General features: G+C 66.4%; 16 protein-coding genes. All 16 read right to left on the bottom strand.

Going from position 1 to position 19,059, the window contains the following annotated elements; genetic code table 11:
- Positions 1-112 precede the first annotated feature (112 nt).
- Positions 113-1,849 carry a condensation domain-containing protein gene (locus ACFYPJ_RS15555; protein ID WP_389016197.1) on the bottom strand — a complete coding sequence of 579 codons (1,737 nt, stop codon included), beginning with the start codon at positions 1,847-1,849 and terminating at the stop codon, positions 113-115.
- A gap of 29 nt (positions 1,850-1,878) precedes the next feature.
- On the bottom strand, positions 1,879-3,099 hold the full coding sequence (locus tag ACFYPJ_RS15550; protein ID WP_389016194.1) for a glycosyltransferase: 1,221 nt from the start codon (positions 3,097-3,099) through the stop codon (positions 1,879-1,881).
- Positions 3,100-3,572: 473 nt separating this feature from the next.
- Positions 3,573-4,055: an HIT family protein gene (locus tag ACFYPJ_RS15545; RefSeq protein WP_389016191.1), complete on the bottom strand. Its 483-nt coding sequence runs from the start codon at positions 4,053-4,055 to the stop codon at positions 3,573-3,575.
- A 1-nt stretch (position 4,056) separates the two neighbouring features.
- Positions 4,057-4,761, bottom strand: a complete 705-nt coding sequence (locus ACFYPJ_RS15540) for a copper homeostasis protein CutC (RefSeq protein WP_389016188.1) — start codon at positions 4,759-4,761, stop codon at positions 4,057-4,059.
- Between the two features lie 2 nt (positions 4,762-4,763).
- Positions 4,764-5,432: an HAD family hydrolase gene (locus tag ACFYPJ_RS15535; protein ID WP_389016185.1), complete on the bottom strand. Its 669-nt coding sequence runs from the start codon at positions 5,430-5,432 to the stop codon at positions 4,764-4,766.
- A gap of 37 nt (positions 5,433-5,469) precedes the next feature.
- Entirely contained in the window at positions 5,470-6,570 is a 1,101-nt protein-coding gene (locus ACFYPJ_RS15530; RefSeq protein ID WP_389016182.1) for a glycosyltransferase family 4 protein, read from the bottom strand.
- Positions 6,567-7,094: a deoxycytidine triphosphate deaminase gene (locus ACFYPJ_RS15525; protein ID WP_389016179.1), complete on the bottom strand. Its 528-nt coding sequence runs from the start codon at positions 7,092-7,094 to the stop codon at positions 6,567-6,569. Before ACFYPJ_RS15525 ends, ACFYPJ_RS15530 begins: the two co-directional genes overlap by 4 nt.
- A complete protein-coding gene (gene dcd, locus ACFYPJ_RS15520; protein WP_389016176.1) occupies positions 7,091-7,621 on the bottom strand; it encodes a dCTP deaminase in 531 nt (176 codons plus the stop codon). Before dcd ends, ACFYPJ_RS15525 begins: the two co-directional genes overlap by 4 nt.
- Positions 7,618-8,598, bottom strand: coding sequence for a diiron oxygenase (locus ACFYPJ_RS15515; protein ID WP_389016173.1), 981 nt, complete (start codon positions 8,596-8,598; stop codon positions 7,618-7,620). The genes dcd and ACFYPJ_RS15515 overlap by 4 nt, the downstream gene beginning before the upstream one ends.
- Positions 8,599-9,873: 1,275 nt before the next feature.
- Positions 9,874-11,280 carry a 3-deoxy-7-phosphoheptulonate synthase class II gene (locus ACFYPJ_RS15510; RefSeq protein ID WP_389016765.1) on the bottom strand — a complete coding sequence of 469 codons (1,407 nt, stop codon included), beginning with the start codon at positions 11,278-11,280 and terminating at the stop codon, positions 9,874-9,876.
- Positions 11,281-11,320: 40 nt separating this feature from the next.
- Complete coding sequence (locus tag ACFYPJ_RS15505; protein WP_389016171.1) at positions 11,321-12,250, bottom strand: diiron oxygenase; 930 nt, start codon at positions 12,248-12,250, stop codon at positions 11,321-11,323.
- 13 nt (positions 12,251-12,263) lie between these two features.
- The gene (locus ACFYPJ_RS15500; protein WP_389016168.1) at positions 12,264-13,079 is read right to left on the bottom strand and encodes an aminotransferase class IV; all 816 of its coding nucleotides are present in this window, start codon (positions 13,077-13,079) and stop codon (positions 12,264-12,266) included.
- A gap of 8 nt (positions 13,080-13,087) precedes the next feature.
- Positions 13,088-15,190: an aminodeoxychorismate synthase component I gene (gene pabB, locus ACFYPJ_RS15495; protein WP_389016165.1), complete on the bottom strand. Its 2,103-nt coding sequence runs from the start codon at positions 15,188-15,190 to the stop codon at positions 13,088-13,090.
- Positions 15,190-16,077: an arylamine N-acetyltransferase gene (locus tag ACFYPJ_RS15490; protein WP_389016162.1), complete on the bottom strand. Its 888-nt coding sequence runs from the start codon at positions 16,075-16,077 to the stop codon at positions 15,190-15,192. Before ACFYPJ_RS15490 ends, pabB begins: the two co-directional genes overlap by 1 nt.
- Positions 16,035-16,862 (bottom strand): UbiA family prenyltransferase, encoded by an 828-nt coding sequence (locus tag ACFYPJ_RS15485; protein WP_389016160.1) that lies wholly within the window; start codon positions 16,860-16,862, stop codon positions 16,035-16,037. Before ACFYPJ_RS15485 ends, ACFYPJ_RS15490 begins: the two co-directional genes overlap by 43 nt.
- A gap of 79 nt (positions 16,863-16,941) precedes the next feature.
- Entirely contained in the window at positions 16,942-18,093 is a 1,152-nt protein-coding gene (locus ACFYPJ_RS15480) for a cytochrome P450 (RefSeq protein ID WP_389016157.1), read from the bottom strand.
- Positions 18,094-19,059: the final 966 nt, after the last annotated feature.

The following is a 19,059-nucleotide window of genomic DNA, read 5'->3' as shown; positions in this document are numbered from 1 at the left end:
AGTTCGATCTCGCCCCTTCGGGTGGTGGACGGACGGGAGCGCACAGGGAGCCGGTGGATCCAGCGGTCGGTGCCGGCGGGAGCACGCGGAGAACAAACCCGCGTGCTCACCATCAACGCCCTCGCCCTGTCCCCGCACACACCACCGGCTGCCGCAGCCAAGAGGCCTCGTCCTCCGCCGGGGAAGCAGGGGCGCTCCGGCAGATGACATAGCGACCGGCAGCCATGGCGGTCGGGTTCTCTTCCAGGGCTTCGACACATAGGGAATGGATCGTCTCGGGGGTCACCAAGGGATCTTCACTTCGGACATAAGCCACCAATTCAAGCCCTTCCCCGGAGTCGACAGGGAAGAGGCCGACCTGCGAGCCGCCTGTGACCTGGCGCAGGACATCTCTGGACCTGTCCAAATCGGCCCAGCACTGGTCGATCAGTTTCCAGGAATCGCCTCGGGCCGGCTCCGGTATACCGACGATGGCCGAGATCTCCGAGGAGTCGACCTCTCTGTGGGTCTCCGTGATCAGCAGCGACTCCAGCCCTCGCAGCATCTGCTTGATGGTCGCGGCAGAGATGAAGGCCGTATCCGCCATGATGCTGAATACATCTCCGCCCCCGCTGTCACCCGGGCCTGCGTCAAGGAAGAACTTGGCGTTCTGCCGCTCCCAGGTTCCGTCCCTGTACACCACGGTCTTCAGAGCCATCTGCCGGAGTTCCGCGAGCGAGAACTCCTTCTGACCTGTCAGGGGACTGAAGTATCGCCGGTCATTGATGAATGCTTCGAAGAGATCGGTGTAAACACCCCGCTCGCGGTTCATTCGAGCAACGCGCTCGGACAGTTCGACGGAGTCGAGTTGCGCATGCATGAGTGCGGCTACCGTTGTCCCGCTGACGCGCTGAATGATCTTTCCGAACTTGTGGCCGCCAACCGGTACAGCCATGATGGAGTTCCCCAACGCGATACCCAGCAAGTCTTTGAGATCCGGCACGAACCGGTTATTACTGACCGTCTTGAGCAGGATGTCCGTGCTGCCGGTCACCGTGCTCAGCATCGCTGCCGTCGCCGCGACCAGCACGGAGGCGTTGGTTGCCTGGTAACGTTCCGTAAGGATGTCCAAACATGTGGACACCGCTTCCGACTTCATAGCAAAATTCACATACCGCGGCTTTTCCGGGTGCTGCGGCGGGTAGGCGAACATACGCGCCGGCGTCGATTGCAGTACGTCCGCCCAGTAGCCGAGGGCCATCTCGGATTGCCGACGCCCGGTTTTTGTGGCCTCATAAGCAGCCCGGTCCAGCGGTTGATATACAGCGCTCTGCGCGGATCGGGAATCAGCACCCAGTACCAAGATTCGCTCAAACTCCGTCCGGAGAATATTGCCTCCGGCCTGGTCGAGAGCCATGTGGGAGATGATGAAAAGCGCTCGCCGAGGCGATCCGGCAACCTCTAATACGGCAATCCTGGCCGACGTTTCCTTCGAGAAGTCAAACGCAATGTCGTGGTTTTCCTTCAGCCAGGCGCCTGCGGTTGCGTCGGCATCCGCCGCGCCGGCCGAGAGGATCTCGATCGACAATGCCCCTTCCGACGTGACCTGCTGTACCGGTTCGCCGCTGTCGGAGCGGACGAAACGGGTCCGCAAGGACTCGTGACGCTGTACGAGGGCGGTCAACGCGCTCAGTACGTCTTTCAGGCTGTGCCCGTCGGGGACTTTGAATTGCAAGGCTATGTTGTAGAAGTGGTCGTCCGGCTTGAGCCATTGCGTGTCGCTCCACAGAAGACGCTGGGCCCAGGTCAGAGGCCCAGTCTCGCATCGGGAGGCAGAAAAACGTACCTCTTCCGTCCGAGACGATTCCACCGAGATCTCCCTCTGTCGCGATTACTGGATCATGGCCGACTGACGTATTTGTGAACGTCCCCGATCTCTGACTCGCACGGCCAGCTGCAGAAGCTGATTTCTTTGAAGAATGGGAGCCCGTCATCGGCTCGGTAAGGCATTCTGGGATGATCAAGGTGCACGATCGGATCCGGATGACGGTCGAGGGAACCGTAGCGATCTACTCGCCACTCGAAGTCCTGATCCTCTCCTCCCCAGCCTTCGAACCGCTCATCCATTCCGCCTATCCGCCGGAAGAGACCATTTCTCAGCCAAATACACCCCCCGGGGGGACGGCGCACATATACACCACGCATCATGGGATGAGGCACTGCGGCCTCACGCTTGATGCAGCGTCCGCGGATGGCGAGTTCACTGCACCTCGCGTCCAGGAACAGCATGTCCCTGAATGGCCAGTGTGCTTGCGCTCCGGCAACCTGAAATCGCGTGATGGCGCGCTCGACAAAGTCGTCATTCACCAGAATATCGGCATCAAGAATACAGACGGCTTCTGCTCCAGTCGCACCCTGCACAACCCCGATGTTCGTGGTCCACGCCTTGTTGAATCTTCCCGTGTGAGGGGCAAATATGTAGACGTCGCATGCAGGTTCAATGAGGCTTTGCCACCGTGGCTCACTGTCGGCTTCTACCACCACGACTCGATATCGGTGTCTAGCACAGGTCTGCTGGCTGAGTGCGCTCAGAGTCGCGAGGAGATTCCGAATCCGGGCCGAATGCGGATCGCTCCCACGAAAAGGAATGACAATGGCGGCTTCCGGGTCCACGGCCTCCGACTCTGCGGTCCGGCAACTATTCGCCAGATCGGTGAGTGACACGCTCTCGCCATAAGAGTGCCAGTCGGGGCCGACATGGAACCGAAGGCGCGACCGACGTTCAACACTCCAGACGGCTTCGGCGAGCGGGAAGAGGTCGGCCGCATTGCTGTGATCCAGATACTCTTTGATGCACCCTTGGAGTTGGTGATGGAGATCGCCGCTCTCGGGGTTTTCCAATAATTGAGTGACAGCCCGCCCAACGGATTCCGTCCCCCTACCCAGCAGGGCACCGACCACTCCACGATGAGCCGTTTCGGACCAATTCCAGTAATCCGGTGCGGCAGTTTGTCCGAATACATCGGAAGTAAGCACCACACTACTGGCGGCTGCTGCAGAAAAGTCGTCGTGATCGCGCATCATCGGGCACGCTCGGATAAGATCCCCATGAGAAGCCATGAGCATGTTCCTTGTCCTGAGAAGAGACCGGAAACGTGTGGACCATGAGCTTGGAGACGTGAACCTGGAGATAATTTCTACCAACAGGCATCTTAATGCAAACGGGATCCCGCAGCTACCTCTGGTCCGTCCTGCATTTTGCGTCGGCACCATCATGAAGACTCTGCTGTACGGACCGGACCAGGATCAAGGATTCAGGGTTGTCTCGGCGTGACCAATTCGTGAGAATCGGAAGGATTCGATTGACATTCATGTCATGGCGTCTTAGGCGGGTGCCCGATGATTGAGTTACCGCCGGCGGGGTTCGGTGGCATGTCCGATGGCGAGTTCCCCCCGTACCGCCCTCGTACCGGCCCGTACTACCGCCCCCCGTACCGCCGAGCGGTCTGACGGCCCGGGCACACACCGGCCCACCGCCTGCGCGTCTCTCCTTGAAGTACCTCTTCGCAGCGGCTCTTTGAAGATCCGTGGCCCTAACCATGGTCGTCCGGGATGACCTCGGCGGGGGCTGGGTGAGCCGCCGCTCCCGCGCGGCGCAGGATGCGGTGGCGGGTCCGCGCCAGTGCCGCCGGGTCGGCACGGTCCACGACCCAGGGGCGGTGAAGGTGGTCGGAGTTCCGCCGCGGGACCAGGTGGACGTGCAGATGGAAGACGTCCTGCCAGCCCGCCGGCCTGTTCGCCTGAAAGAGCGTCATGCCGTGCGGCTCCAGGGCAGCCTGAAGGACCCCGGCCATGCGGTGGGCCATACGCATCACCGCCGCCGCGTCATCCTCGGAGATCGCCCAGATGTCCACCGCGTGGCGCTTGGGGATGACGAGGGTGTGGCCCTCCATGACCGCGGTGTTGTCGAGGAAGGCGACAGTCCGCTCGTCCTCGTGGAGAATCTCGGCGTGCAGCCGGCCCGCCACGATGTCGCAGAACACGCAGTCGGCCGCGGTGGGCGTCTCGGACGGCATATCAGCCGACGTCCTTCCGGGCGGCATTGATGAGGTGTCGCCAGCGGCGTACGGAGTCCGGCTCGACCGGGCTGTCCCAGCCTCCGCGCCGGACCGACGTACCGACGTGGAACGCGTGAACACCTCTGGCCCACAGGAGGGGGACGTGCCCCGCGTCGAGCCCTCCGCCGGCCATGACGGCCATGGTGTAGCCCGGCTCCCCTTGGCGGTCCGCCTCCTCCAGCAGGATGTCCAGACCGTCCGCGACACCGATCACACTGCCCGCGGACAACACGGTGTCCATGCCGGGCAGCCCCTCGATGGCACGCCGGACCGCTGTCCGGTCCGCCGCGTGATCCACGGCCCGGTGGAAGGTCCAGCGGCACCCGGGAACCGAGTCGAGCACCGCGCGCATCGCGGGCAGGTCCAGCGCGCCGTCCGGAGTGAGGAACCCGAGGACGAACTCCTCGGCGCCCGCGGCCCGCATCGCCGAGGCCCTGACGCACAACTCGTCGAGGTCGGCGACCTGGAAACCGCCCAGGTCGCGCAGCATGACACGCACCGGGACGGAGACGGCCTCGCGCGTGCGGACGAACTCCGCCAGTGCGGGGGTGATGCCGTCCGCCTCCATGTCCGTCGCCAGTTCGAGCCGGTCAGCGCCCCCCGCGACCGCCGCGAGGGCTTCCTCGGCCGAGGTGACGACCACCTCCAGAATCGCCTCGCTCACCCTCAGACCTCCGTCCGCGCCGTCGCGGCCACAGCAGGGGTCGGGGGTGGCCAGGTCATGCCGGTGAGATCGGGGACGATCAGGTCCGCCGCGGCCAGCGCCGCCGCCGGCTGGGTGGAGGTGATCGCCACGCAATCGGCGCCGGCGCGCTTGGCCGCCGCCACTCCGGCCGGAGCATCCTCGAACACCACGACGGCGGACGCGTCCACACCCAGCGCCGTGCAGCACCTGAGACAGCCCTGCGGATCCGGCTTTCCGCGGGTGACGTCGTCGGCCGTGATCAGTACGTCGAAGAAGTCCAGGGCGCCGAAAACGCCGAGTTCGTGCCGGGCGTAGTCCCTCGTGCCCGAGGTGACCAGTCCGAGCGGCACCCCCTGCGCACGCAGTCGGGCCAGCAGTTCCAGGGCGCCGGGCACGGCCCGGACGGGAGGCATGTCCGGGAGGGCCGTGTAGGCGATGGCCTCCGCGAAGAGTTCGTCGACGGTGTGACCGGGAAACCGGTCGAGCTGGTCGCGCAGCGCCTCTCTTCCGGGCCGTCCGGCGAAGCCCTTGAGGGTGGCCTCGTCGCAGGGGACCCCGTGGTTGCGAAAGAGCCGCGACCACGCTTCATAGCTGCGGGGCTCCGTGTCGATCAGCGTGCCGTCGAGGTCGAACAGCGCGGCGGTGTACATGTCGCCTTCCTTCGGGCGTAGGCAGCTGGAGCCGGTCTCATCGCACCTGGGCGGAGAGGGAAGCCAATTCTTGTGCGGTCCTGGACAGCGGGAAGCGTGCCGCGTTCCGGAAACCGGAGCGCCGGAGTTCGTCCAGCGCCCCCTGGTCTTCACGCAGCCTGATCAGCTCGGCCAGGGCCCGCCGCGGATCGGCGAGGATGTCGAGGGGCAGGGCCGAGTCGCCCAGCGCGTCGCTCAGCCCGGGCACCGGCTGATAGGCCACCGGGAGCCCGCACGCCTGGGCTTCCACCGCCACCAGGCCGAAGGCTTCGAGCTTCGCCGAGGGCATCACCAGCAGATCGTGCTCGGCGAAGGCCGCCCACAGCTCCTTGCGCGTCAGCCAGCCGAGATAGTGCACGGCGGACACGTCCCGCACGGCGGAGAGCCGGCGGTACTCGGCCTCGGGCGAGGCCATGCTGAGCCGCAGTCCGGCTACGCCGTCGAGGGCGTCGACCAGTTCGGCGGCACCCTTCTCCGCGGTGAGGCGGCCGGCGTAGAGCACACGGAGCTCCCCGTCGTCCCGCTCCTTGCGCACGGGCGGCTTTGCCAGCAGCGCGTCGGGGACTCCCCAGGGGATGTGGACGATGCGGCTGCTCTCCACCGGGGCCAGGCGCCGCAGTTGGTCGGCCATCCCGGCGGTCGGCACCACCAGGGAGCAGGCGGCGGCCACCGCTTCTCGCAGTACCTCTGCCTGGGTCGGATACTCGGCGGCGAACAGCAGGTCCGTGCCGTGTACCAGTCCGATGGACGGCTGCTTCGGATAGCCCCGCAGCAGCGCCGGTGTGGCGCCGAAGGCGAGGTGCTGGAGATGGATGACGTCCTGCTCGTCGTGGGGGAAACGCTCGGTGACCGCCTGAGTCAGCCGCTCGACGTACGCCCAGAAGCCGTCGCCCTCCAGCTGTTTGCCCGGCACGTTCAGCAGATCGGGCAGCTCCGCCGCGTCCTCAGGGGGTGGCGGCGGGCCATCCGGGACGAGCATGAACGAGTTCGCCGCGAGTGCCCCGGGGGCGTCCAGATAGAGGTCCTTGAGCAGTTCGACGCTGCCACCCGGACTGCCCCACGGCAGGTCGAGACCCGTCAACACCCGCACCGCGCTCATCGCAGCTCCTCATACAGCCGCGATATGTCGATTCCGCTGGTCCGCGTGTACTTCTGGCCCATGTTCTGGTAGCTGGACACCGCTCCCGCAGCGACCAGAAAGACGATCTTCCCGAACGACATGTGCGGGTAGACCCGTACGGGCCGTGCCACCCGGATCTCCAGGGTCCAGCGGATGGCGTGGCCCACGTGCCCGAGCGGGGCGGACACATGGACCCAGATCCCGAGCGCGCCGATGCTGCGGTCGCCGTTGATCATCTGGGCGTAGCGCTCGGAGTGGGTGCGCTCGTGCGTGACGCCGAGGTAGAGCTGCCCCGGCCGGAGCACCATGCCCTCGGGCGGGATGATGTGCTCGGTGACGCTGGTCGCCGCCGCGGCGTCCAACTCGTCGCCCTCGCACACCCGGATCCGGTCCCCCAGCCGCCAGTCGTAGGCGTTCGGGGAGATCCGGTCGGCCTCGAAGGGCTCGATGACGATGTCGCCGTGCTCGACGGCGGCGGCGATGGCTCCACGGGTGAGGATCATGTCGTGGGCACCGCCACGTCCTTCCAGTACCGGGACTCCTGGGGGCCCGCCGAGGCCTGGTACTTGCCCCGGTAGAGATCGACCTCCCCGAGCGATACGAAGAACATGATCTGACCGATCTTCATCCCGGGATAGACCCGCAACGGCCGTACCGGGGCCAGCATCAGCGTCCACTGGCCGTGGAAGCCGATGTCGCCGATGGGGGCCGTGATCTCCACGAAGAGTCCGAGGCGGCCGACCGAGGACCGTCCGAAGAGGAGCGGGACATAGAGGTCGGAGCCGACCCGTTCCACGGTGTGTCCGAGGTAGAGCTGGTCGGGCTGCAGGACGTAGCCGTCCTCCCCGATGGTTATCTCCCGGGTGGCGTTCGGGAGGTAGGGGTCGATGACGTCCTCGGCGTACGTCAGCAGACTGTCCCCGAGGCAGACGTTGTAGCTGTTGGGGTTCACCTGGGCGGGATTGAACGGCGAGATGACGATACGCCCGTCCTGCGCGGCCTCGGTGATCTCGGGACCTGTGAGGATCATGCGCCCCTCCCCGTGGTGCCGGCCGCTGCGGCGCCCGCGAAGTCGAAGTCCACCCGGTCCTCGACGCCGAGTTCGCGAAGCATGCGCAGGATGCCGGAGAAGTCGGTGACGAGCAGTCCCGCGTGGCCCCCGCCGCCCCGGGAGTCCTCGATGATGTCCCGGGCCTTCGGGATGCCGGCGAACGCGAGAACCTTCAGCCACCAGTCGAAGTCCTCGGTGCAGAACGCATTGATGCCTGCGGGCAGGGACGCCACAAAGAAGTCCTGCTGCCGCTTGCTCAGGTTGATGAAGACGTCCTTCATCACCTCGACCATGACCGGGCCGTGTGCCGCCTCGTCGCGGGCGTGCAGCCGGGCGATCAGGGCGTGCATCGGCTGCACGGTCCCGTCGCGGGCCATCAGGTCGAGGAAGGCGTTGACGCTGACCTCGCCGACCGTCGTCCACAGCAGATAGAGCAGATCCGCTGCGCTGCGCTCCCCCGACGCCTCCTGCGCCTGGTAGAGCAGGCGGTTGGTCACCGGGTGGCCGCAGTCGGGTTCGGCGGTGATCTCCCGGGCCTCGCGGGTGCGCTGCATGCCCAGCATGTGCATATACGTGTGCCACACCTCGTCGATGTGGGACTGCCGCACGATTTCCTTGACCTCGAAACGGTCCACGCCGGGGTAGACGGCGTGGCCGAGCTTCTCGAAGGTGGGGTTGACGACGAACTCCTCAGCCGCCACGACGCGTTCGTTGTACGCGATCCAGCCCAGGGTGTTCACCGTGCGCCGCTTGTCCTCCGACGCGCCCTGGAAGTCCGGGTGTTCCCCGAACGGCATCAGGGCGACCGGGTAGTCGAGCAGTTCGGGATCGTATTCCTCCGGTCCGGTGATCTCGTCCATGTGGGTACGGACCGTGGCCCGCCTCGGCCAGGCTGCCGTGAGCCGGCGCAGCGTACTGGGGCCGACGTGATCGGCAGATTCCTCCGTGGTTCTCAATTCTCGTGTTCCTCCGTTGTCTTGCCGTGTCGCGCGGCCGGTCCGGCCGCAGTGTGGGGTTTCGATACGCGAGGCCAAGGTCAATTCGCTCCGGAGCCGATCCCTGGAACGATGACCGAAAACGTGGTTCTCGGCGGTCGGCACATTGCCTGGATCCCTGACCCGGAACGAGCAGGACGGGAGTTGCTCCCGGTCTTGAGCACGGGCCACGTGGGCTGCGAGCGCGGCGAGCGGCGCCCCGGCCGCCGGACGGTGGCGGGTCGCCCCGCCCTGCCCAAGGCGTCACCACCAGGCAGGCAGCGATATGACGTTCCGTCAGTGCGCCACCGGGACCCAAGGGCAGTCAGGCAACACCTGACCGAGCACATACCAGCCTCCACGACGGTGCGGACGGGGTGCAGATATCCATGGTGCGATCACAAGACGGAAAAGATCAGCTGTGTTCGGAGTCACGTTTGACAGTGACGCAAAGACGTGAACCACGACACCCGGAGCGAATCCGCTGCTCGGAGGGTGTCGCAGTTATGCAAGAAGACTCCAATACGGAACTTTCAAAAGTACCGACGCAGGAAAAGGTGGCCGAAAAGCAGCTCATTACGATACGCATTCAGCCAAAGAGCTGAGCACACCGGGACCGCCGAACGAATGGGCGGATCGACACTCCGATCAAGGAAAGAGTAATCGATCACGTCGCTGCGCATGACCATCAAAGGTGACATATGCCTATCCCGAGGGGTAGCGCGTATATCAGAATTGATCTTTGCGGGGCCTTCGAAATCGATGTCCGTGCACCCGGTGACGATCTTCCACCAAAGGCATAGCTTGAGCAAGAACCTCACACCGAGTGACCGAAGGTGTGGCTCCAGACTACTGGTGAGCACGTCCGCGGAGTGAGGGACCTGCCACCCCTCGTGCCCTGCGGTAGGCATCGGTCTTCGATGGATGCGAGCAGGCTGGTCACCCACCCCGTTCATGACGAGCGTCAAGATTCCCCGGAAAGCTTCATTTCACCTGTAACACCTACACTGCACATAACGCACACCACCCGAACCCGCAGGTCAGACAACCTTTGCAGCCACTTTCAGAATCGCCACGCACTCCATATAATGCGGCCGAAGCGGCGTACGGCCAGAGTCAGGATGCTGGGGTTCTCAGCTCGACTCGTTCGGACGGGCTCTCGTGAACCGCTCATGAGACATCGCAAGAAGGGTCCACAGGGCGGAATCCCGATGCGTGGACGCATCCTCGAAGATCCTTTTGGTCTCACGCGCCGGACTAAGCGGGTGAATTGCCGTCACCCGCGCCCCAGGCCGCGGTATTCACCGCTGCGTCCTGCGCCCCGACGCCGGTTGCTCCCGGGGTGAACAGCTCGGCTACCCGGAAGGCCAGGTCAAGCGCCTGGCCTCCGTTGAGGCGCGGGTCGCACGCCGACTCGTACCTGCGGTGCAGGTCGTCGAAACCCAGACCGGCGCCGCCGCCGACGCACTCGGTCACGTCCTCGCCGGTCAGCTCCACGTGCAGTCCGCCGACGTGGGTGCCGAGCGCGTCGTGCACCTCGAAGAAGCCGGCGACCTCGGCGAGGATGTCGTCGAACCGCCTGGTCTTGTGCCCGCTGGGCGCCTCGAAGGTGTTGCCGTGCATCGGATCGCACACCCACACCACCGGCGCGCCGGAAGCCGTGACCTGCTCCACGAGCTCCGGCAGCAGGTACCGCACGCGGTGTGCCCCCATGCGCACGATGAACGTCAGCCGGCCCGGCCGCCGGTCGGGGTCGAGGCGGTCGATCAGGGCCAGCGCCTGCGCGGGCGTGGTGGCAGGGCCCAGCTTCACCGCGATCGGGTTGTCGATGGTCGCGAAGTAGGCGACGTGGGCGCCGTCGGGCTGTCTGGTGCGGTCGCCGATCCACAGCATGTGGCCGCTGCCCGCATACCTTCGGCCGGAACGCGGGTGGTAGCGGGTCAGCGCGGCCTCGTAGTCGAGCAGCAGTCCCTCGTGGCTGGCGAACAACTCCGTGGTGCGCAGCGGATCGGCGCCACCCGCGGCCTTGGCGGACAGTGCCTGGCCGATTCGACCGGCGAGGTCGTCGTAGCGTTCACCGGCAGGCGAACGTGAGACGGAGTCCTGGCTCTCCTGGTGCAGTCGGCGTAGGTCGGTGCCGCCACGGGCGAATGCGCGCATGACGTCCAGGGTGTGGCGCGAGGCGTCGTACATCCGAAGCAGCCGGGCCGGGTCCGGCCGTCGTTCGGCCTGGCTGAAGCCGATGCCGTTCACCGCGTCGCCCCGGTAGACCGGCAGGGTGCGCCCGTCGACGGTCTCGGTCGGCCGGGATCGGGGCTTCGCGTACTGCCCGGCCATCCGGCCCACCTTGACCACCGGCACCGCCGACGCGTGCGTCAGGATCACGGCCATTTGCTGCAGGAGGCGCAGTTTGCTGTGAATCGCCTGCGTCGAGAGGCGGTCGAATCGTTCGGCGCAGTCGCCTCCCTGCAGCAGGAACGCTTTGCCCTCTGCCGCCTGGGCGAGTTGTGCGGTGAGCGTGTCGCACTCCTGTGGCGTGACCAACGGGAGCGAGGCTGCCAGGTGATCCGCCACCTCGCCGAGCTCAGCCGGGCTCGGCCACTTGGGCCGCTGATGGGCGACGAGTGTCCGCCAGTGCGCGGCGTCGCCGGTGAGGGTCAAGATGATCTCCGTCCCCTTCTCATGGCTCAACGGCGTGGGACGGTCAGCGCTGGACCATCTCGACGAGGTCGTGGCTGATGCCCAGGTCGTCGAGGAGCAGCTGCAATGGTCCGGTGTCCCGGGCGGGCACGGGACGGGACGCGGCCCACTCGCTCAGCTGACCGGTGTCGATCTCGAAGCCGCCCTGGGCCGCCACGGTCACCCAGGGGTCCAGGTCGGCGGAGCGGAACGCGGTCAGCCCGGTGACGAGCGCTTCGCGGAACGTCCGCTGCAGTGCGCCGTCCAGGCTCCGGTAGAGCGAGCCGCACAACTCGCGGAACACCACCGCGTGTCCGCTCTCGTCCCGCCGGTGCAGATCGGTGGTGATCCGGTTCATCGGCTGGATCTCCTGGGCGGTGGCGAGTGTGGAGAGGAACCCGCTGATCGTCGTCTCGGCGGCCAGGGAGAACGCGATGTCGACGATGTCGCGGTCGAACCCGGACAGCCCGGCGCGGGTCGCGTCCCGTTCCTGGACGACCGACCAGACGCCCGGCGCGAACCGCACGTCCGTCATGTCGCGCCGCCTGCGGGTGACGCCGACGGCGTTGTGGCACATCAGGATGTGGTAGTGCTCATCGATGATCGTCTGGTGCAGCGCATCGACGGCGACGTCGTCGCGGCGGACGGGGATCCGTTCCTGGAGCATCAACCGGCAGGCCGGCAGGATGATCTCGTCCTCGATGGCGGCGGTCTTGGCGTTGTAGGCGATCCACGCCGCGGACAGGATCCGCTCGCGAGCGTCCCGGTCGAGCCGGTCGGCACCCGGCAGTCCCAGCACCGGAACGAGGTGTTCGGGGAAGTCCGGCAGCGCCGTGTCGAAGTGACCGTCGAGGTCGAGCTCGTCCTTCTTGACGGCCACTCGTCTCCCCCAGCGGCGCGTCAGCTGCACCAGCAGGTCGCGCTCGTACTCGGCTTCTTCACGTGCCGCGGTCATCGGGAAACCTCCGTCATGGGTTCACCACAGGAATCAGGGAGGCGCCGGCCGGAACGGCGAGCGCAGCCAGGCGCGACTGCCAGCGCTCGGCCGCTGCGGCGTCCGTGTCCTGGAACCGGCCCAGCCCCTCGGTGACCGGCCGGATGCCGTGCAGGGCGTTCAGCGTCCAGACGGGCACATCGGCGAGGTCCGGCGCGGTGGCCCGCTCGGTGACGACCTGGTGCCCTGCCGTACCGGCGAGCTCGCCGAGCAGGGCGCGGGTGATCCCGGGGAGCAGGCCGGGGCCGGGTGGTGGCCCGCACAGCGTGTCGCCCCGCCACCAGACGATGCTCGTGGACGCCCCTTCGACCACGTGCCCTTCCGCCGAGATCAGCAGCGCCTCGTCAGCTCCCGCCGTAGCCGCGGCAGCACGCAGGGAAGCCAGGTGGTCCAGGTCGGCGCCCTTGACGGCCGGCAGTCGACGACGGTCGGGGCCCGTCGCGGTCCACAGCCGGACGGTCGCGGTGCGCGGTGGCGCGGGGCGCAGCCACATCCGCAGCCGCGTTCTCGACCCGATCTGCACGAGTTCGACGCGAGGAAACCAGCGGCCTCGCGCGGGCAGCGACTCGGCGACCGCCCGCAGGAACCGGTTCGTCTGTGCCGCTCCCGTTTCGGAGCACCGGTCGCAGGCCGAACGGAAGCGTCCGGCGTGCCGGTCGAGTCCCCGCACCCGCCCCTCGTCCACGAGCCAGGAGTCGATGACCAGCACCGTCCCGGCGGCGTCGGCCGTCGACCATCCGCCATCGGCGTCCCACCACCGGCGGACGCCCTGGTCGGTCGCGGTGCTCACGGGCGTGTTCATCGTGCGGAGCCGCCCGCGTCCGGCACCGCCGGCGCACGCCAGGCGCGGAGCGACGCTGCCGCCTTGAGCAGCATCTCCTCGTATTCTTCCTGCGGGTCGGAGTCGAGCACGATCGCCCCGCCGGCTCCGATGGTCAACCGGTCACCGACGCGGACCGCGGTGCGGATCACGATGTTCAGGTCCGTGCCGCCGGAGAGGCCGAAGTAGCCGAGGGCGCCGGAGTAGACGCCCCGGGCCTCCGTCTCCAAGCGGTCGATGATCTCCATGGTCCGCAGCTTCGGCGCCCCGGTCATCGACCCGCCCGGGAAGCACTGCCGGGCGCAGTCCACCGCGCTGACCCCGTCATCGAGCCGTCCGCGCACGGTGGAGACCAGTTGGTGCACGGTCTCGTAGCTCTCGACGGCCAGGTACGGGTCGACCTCGATGCTGCCCACCTCGCACACCCGGCCCAGGTCGTTGCGCAGCAGGTCGACGATCATCAGGTTCTCGGCCTGGGTCTTGGCGCTTGAGGCGAGGGTGGCAGCCAGTTCGGCGTCACGCACCGGGTCGGCGTCGCGAGGGGCTGTGCCCTTGATCGGCTTGCTGGTGACCGTGCGGTCCCTCTCGACGCGCAGGAACCGCTCCGGCGAGGAGCTGAAGACCGTGACGTCGCCGAGGCGTATGAGTGCGGCGTACGGTGCCGGATTCGCCCGGCGCAGCCTCAGGTAGAAGGACGTGTCGTCGTCATGGAAGGGCATGTGCAACTGGTTGGTCAGGCAGATCTCGTAGCTCTCGCCCCGGTTCAGCTGCCGTCGGCACTCCGTGATGTCCGCCAGATACTGGCTCCGGCCGCGGCCGAGGTACTCCTCGGCGTTCGGGGGCGGGCCGGCGGCAGGTTCGCGCGGCGGCTCGGCGCCGGCCGGGTTCAGGCCCATCAGGAGCGCGGACGTCCGTTCCACCCACTCCTGCGCGTCGCCCCGGGTCTTCTCGTCGTGGACGGCCACCAGGTACGTCAGTCCCTCCTGGTGGTCGACCGCGACGACGCGATCGGCGAACATCCAGAGGGCGTCCGGTGTCTCGGCGGTGTGGCGGGCCGTGGCCCCGCATTCGGCCTTGAGTTCGTAGCCGAAGTAGCCGACGTAGCCGCCGGTCAGGTCGAACGGCAGGTCCGAGTCGGGTATGCGTCGTTCGCGCAGCCGCTGTTCGAGGACGTCGAACACGCTTCCAGTGACGAAGCCGACGCCGTTCGCATCGCGCACTTCCACTGTCCCGCTGCCGGTGCGGTAGGTCAGGGTCTCGCTGAGCGGACCTGACGTGTCGCCGAGGAACGAGAACCGGGACAGGCCCTCCTCCACCCGGCTGCTGTCCAGCCAGAAGCAGTACGGGGTGTTGTCGAAGAGATGCAGAAAAATGGCCTCGGAATCGGCAGCGGTCGGCACGACCGTGCTGATGACTCCCAGTTCCTCGACCGCGCCAGGCGTGTCGTCGGACAGTGGGGTGACGGCGACGGTGTCGGTGGCGGACGGCCGTTGTCCGTGCTGCGTCCGGCGGGTCAGCTCGGCAAAGTTCTGCAGGATCTCACGCCCGTACTGAGAAGCGACCGACTCGGGGTGGAACTGCACGCCCCACTGCGGCAGATCGCGGTGACGCAGCGCCATGAGCACACCGTCGTCCGCCCACGCGGTGGCGATGAGTTCCTCGGGCAGGGGCTCCCGCACACACAGCGAGTGGTAGCGAACCGCGACGAATTCCCGCGGAATTCCGGCGAACAGCGGATCTCCCTCGTGGGAAACCTTGGCAAGGTGCCCGTGTTTCGGTTCGGGCGCGGCGACCACCGACGCTCCGGCCAGGTGCGCGATCATCTGATGGCCGAAGCAGACGCCCAGCACGGGCAGCGTGGTGCGGCGCAGCAGGTCGTCGAGGAGCCCGACGTCGCGGGGGTTCTGCGGCCGTCCAGGCCCGGGTGAGACGACGATGTTGTCGAAGTCCTCCAGCCGCAGGCTGGACAACATCGGATCGTCGTTGACCATGACGACGGGTTCCTGACCGTTGATGTCGGCGATCAACTGGTACAGGTTGAAGGTGTACGAGTCATAGTTGTCCAGCAGCAAGGTACGCATCACGGACCGTCCAAGATTTTCCGGAGCGCCTGGATGTCGCCCGGTGCCAAGGTGATCCCGAAAATCTTCTCGGGAGCGGAAAGCAGCTCGTCCTTGTCGAGTTCCCGGAAGGTCGCCGGCTCTGCGGGACGTATTTCCGTGAGAGTGCTGCCGGCGAGGAGGTGCCTCACTTCGGGCTGTGTGCGCTGGAGGACCATCCGGTGGTTGAACGGCGAGCGCGGGTGAGTCAGGCAGAAATGGTTGAGGAGCTCGAAGTCCGACGGATAGCGCACGTCGGTGGTGAAACCGTAGAGTTCTGCTGGCCCCTCAGGTCGCAGGAACCGCAGCACGTGTTCACCATTCGGTTCCCGCACCAGGTCGAAGGGCCAATCGCCGTCCAGCCGCGAGTTCTCGGCGAGGCGGATGGGGACGTGCGGCCCGTATGCACCAAAACTCACGTCGAAGATCCAGCGTTCGTCGTCGAGTTCCACGCACAGGGCGACGTGGAGTGCGGGACCGAATTTGTTCCCGGTGCGGATCCGCGTCCGGCCGGCGAACGCCGTGAACGTGAACCCGATGCGGTCCAGCACGGCCGCCACCAGCACGACCTGTTCCAGACACCAGCCGCCACGGCCCTTTCGCACGATCTTCTCCTGGACGCTGTCCAGGTCCAACGGCACCGTCGGCCGCCCGAGCACCGCGTCGAGGTTGTCGAAGGCGATCGCATCGACGTGGGCGGCGTGCAGACCGCGCAGCGTGGCGAGGTCCGCAGCCACGTCGCCCTGGTAGCCCACGCGGGTCAGGTAGGCGTCCAGGTCGACGCCACTGCCCTGCCACATCGAATCCGTCACACGTACCTCATCCTTCATGTGAACTGCCCGGCGACCACGGCCGCGAGAATGATCCAACCGAAGTACGTGTTGGTGACAAAGGCGTCCCAGCACGATTTCGGATCATCCAGGTCCACACGGACGACCAGATAGGTCAGGAAGATTCCCGCGAGCACGACGATGAGGTAGAAGGCCCACCCCATCGACGTCTGGGAACCGGCCCACAGCACGCCGCCGACGCTGAGCACCATGAAAACCGCCAGCCACACCTTGGTGGCCTTGCCGAACAGCAGAGCGGAAGACCTGACACCGATGTTCCGGTCGTACTCCTTGTCCTGATGGGAGTAGATCGCATCGTGAATCAGGGTCCAGAAGGCCCCGCCGGCGTACAGGCCGTACACCGCGGGCGGGTAGTCGACGCTCCCGGTCACCGCCGTCCAGCCGATCAGCACGTAGACGCTCATCACCAGCGCCAGGAACGCCGAGGGCCAGAAGAAGATGCGCTTCATGTAGGGGTACGCGACGATCAACGGGTACGAGGCCCCGGCGACCAGGGCCGTCTCCACGTTCGCCACCGCCAGGACCAGCAGTGCGACCACGGCCTGGGCGGCGGCGAACAGGAGTGCTTTCCCGATACTGATCGTCCCCGACGCGACCGGACGCGACACGGTACGGGCGACTCGGGCGTCGACGTCCCTGTCGACCACATCGTTGACCGCGCAGGCCGCGCCGCGCACCAGCACCGCGGCGACAGCGACAACCACCACCGCCAGCAGGTCGGGTTGTTTCCCGGGGGCGAGGACGGCAGCCCACAGCCCTGGAAGCAGGTAGAGCACGTACCCCGTGGGCCTGTCCAGTCGCATCAACAGGAGATACGCGCGGGCCGAATCCGGGCTCTTCGTGACTACGCCGGTAGATATCTTGTGCAGCATCAGGATCCAATCACCATGTCACCGGAAGTTGGATCAACCCGCCGATCAGCGTGTTGTGGCGCAGCCCCAGCTCCTCCACACCGACAGCCAGACGCATGGTGGGGAATCGCGCGACGAGCTGGGTGAGCACCACCTGCAGCTGCATCCGGGCCAGCATCGCGCCGACGCAGGAGTACGCGCCGCGCCCGAATACGAGGCTGCCCGTGGTGTCGCGAGCGACATCGATCCGGCCGGGGTCGGCGAAGGCCGTCTCGTCGTGGTTGGCCGCGATGATGTTCAGCAGCACGAAGTCGCCGGTTCGGATGGTGACTCCGTCGATCTCGAAGTCCGTCAGCGCATAACGGGGCATGCCGCCGTTGTGCGGGTTCGGCATCGACATCCGCAGGGTTTCCTCGACCGCGCCGGGGACGAGGCCGGGGTCGTCCACCAGCGCCTGCCACTGCTCGGGGTTGGCCAACAACAGCGACACACAGGTGCCGATCCGGGCGACCGTGGTCTCATAGCCGCCGAACAGCAACAACGCCGTCAATCCGAGGACCTCGTTGTCGTTGGTCCCCTCGGTCGCGCAGATCCTGGAGATCACGTCATCGCCCGGATTCCGCCGTTTGTCCGCGACGAGTTGCCTGCAGTAGCCGAACAACTCGCCCAGTCCCTGCTTGGACCTGACCGGGTCCCCGAGGTTGGCGGCGTCCTGGGTCCAGCTGCCGAACCGGTCCTTGTCCTCCTGGGGCACGCCCAACCACTCGCACATCACCTGAATCGGCAGCGGCAGCGCCAAGGCCTGGCGCAGGTCCACCGGTGGCTTCTGCCCGGCCAGTTCGTCCAGGAGTCGCCCGGTCAGTTTTTCGACGTGGGGCCGCAGCGCCAGCATCCGCTCGGGTGAGAAGTGCGGCTCCAACAGCGCCCGCAGCCGAGCGTGGTCGGTGGCGAAGTCGCCCAGCAGGCCGGCGAGAAGCGCCGACCCGCCGTCCTTCGCCGCCTCCGGATCGGGGTTGGAGCGGCCGAGCCGGCCGTCGTCGAGCAACTGCGCCACCTGGGCATGACCGGTGATCAGCCACGCCTCGTCGCCGTCGGCAGTACGAACCCGATGGACCGTGCCCTGGGATTGGAGCGTGCGCAGCCCTGGCGCGAGTTGCAGCACATTCGTCTGCTCGAAAGGCAATTGAGCTGGGGTACTCACTGACGGCCTCCGCCGGAATCGAGGTTCGGACCACCTTGTCGAGGACGATCACGATGTACTGGAGCTCGTCGCCCCGGTGTCCGTCGAGGAACGAGGAAGTCGCCCAGCGGCAGGTTGATCGGTTGTGGATTGCACTGTCTTCGGCGACAGGAAGGCTTGGAGCCCGGTCGACGGGGTGTCGAGTGCGCTCATCGGGATTCTCCTCCGGTTGCGCGCCCTCCCAATTCCTGGTCAGAACCTACGCGCCTGGGGTTCGCGAATTGCATCACTCAAAATCACTGTGCTGGATATGTTGCGTAAACATCTTCTCAGCCCTTGCCACACCTCGCCGTGCGGTGAAGCCTCGGCGAACTGTCGACAGACGAACGCTTGCGCAAAGCTCATGATCACCCGACATCACCACAGGTCAATACGTAGGCAGCTGCCGCGTCTACGCGCAATCTGAACCTGGAGGGATACACCGGAATTTGCGTGATCGTTCCGGCCGTCATCTTGAACGACCTCTCCCATCGTGTCAACGACGCGGCGTGAGCATCTTCGGCTTCAGCAAAAACCCCAAAGAAGAGGCGCAGGAATTTACGTGACCGTTCTGACCGCCATCCTGAACGACCTCCCTCGTCGTGTCAACGAGGCGGCGTGAGCATCTTCGACTTTAGGAAAAACCCCAAACAAGACGGCGCAAGGAGTGGATTGGACTATTCTGCGGAACGGTAGCTGCTGGGCGGCACCAAGGCCGTACTTCGAGTCCGGCTATTAAGCCGGCCACCCAACGGCAGACAAGACTTCCTGAGAAGGACTCGGTTTCTGCCGACCGGCGTGGACGCCCTGTTCGGCAACGCAAGCCAGGCGTTCCGACGCACACGTCATGGCACGGAACGGAGGCTCGACGCGACCTGCCCCCCGGTGGCCAAGCTGCACACCAGGAGGCCCGTCGGTTCGCCCGCGGCG

It is taken from the genome of Streptomyces sp. NPDC006012, from assembly GCF_042871185.1.
Classification (GTDB): Bacteria; Actinomycetota; Actinomycetes; order Streptomycetales; family Streptomycetaceae; genus Streptomyces.
The sequence above is the reverse complement of the archived record's forward strand: the minus strand, read 5'-3'. Positions and strand labels throughout refer to the sequence as shown.